Source organism: Longicatena sp. 210702-DFI.1.196 (assembly GCF_020563125.1).
GTDB lineage: Bacteria > Bacillota_I > Bacilli_A > Erysipelotrichales > Erysipelotrichaceae > Longicatena > Longicatena caecimuris.
This window is the reverse complement of sequence record NZ_JAJCPX010000093.1, coordinates 1-732: the sequence shown is the minus strand read 5'-3', so window position 1 is coordinate 732 and position 732 is coordinate 1. Positions and strand designations below refer to the sequence as shown.

2 protein-coding genes are annotated in these 732 nt (G+C 44.1%); both read left to right on the top strand.

All coding sequences use genetic code 11. The features are described 5' to 3' along the window. Positions 1-492: replication initiation factor domain-containing protein (locus tag LI241_RS15510; RefSeq protein WP_227151469.1), on the top strand; the 492-nt coding region annotated here is incomplete at its 5' end. Next, the gene (locus LI241_RS15505) at positions 492-695 is read left to right on the top strand and encodes an excisionase (protein ID WP_002610247.1); all 204 of its coding nucleotides are present in this window, start codon (positions 492-494) and stop codon (positions 693-695) included. The genes LI241_RS15510 and LI241_RS15505, both read left to right, overlap by 1 nt. Positions 696-732 lie beyond the last annotated feature (37 nt).

The following is a 732-nucleotide window of genomic DNA, read 5'->3' as shown; positions in this document are numbered from 1 at the left end:
GAAGTCGGCAGTTGGAAACGGACAGAAATGCAACTGCGTGATGATAAGGCTCATGTTTTTGCCATGACATTCAAGGACAGACCACTGGAACTTGGGGAACTGGCTTTCGGGCTATTGGCAAACAACCTACGCTTTGTCGTAGCGAACAGAAATGAAAGTAATAAGAGCAGGTGGAAAACGTGTCGGTTTTGGGAACGCTTTTTAGGGGCTGTGGAAGTCTTGAAACTGCAAGTACCCAAACCACATAATTCCCTTGAAGAAACACAGCAATGGCTCACAGAGGGTGGTGTGATTTCCGCTGTGAAAAGTTTTTACTTCTTGGAAGAACATGACGCATTAGGTGGACTGGAAAAAGTGGGAACTATGCTTGATAAGGCAAGATACAGCACTTCCCTTTCCAGTAAACTGACCGCTCACTTACAGAGGATAAACCGCACCGACCTTATCCCCTATATCCAGTATGACACGAAACATGGGAAAGGGGGTATCTGATGAATAACAACGATATTCCTGTATGGGAAAAATACACCCTTACCATTGAAGAAGCGTCAAAGTATTTCCGTATCGGAGAAAACAAGTTAAGACGCTTGGCAGAGGAAAACAAGGACGCTGGCTGGCTCATTATGAATGGCAACCGCATACAGATTAAACGCCGACAGTTTGAAAAGGTCATTGATAAATTGGACGCAATCTAATGCAAATGAGCCTTGTATGTGTTATGATGAACACAAG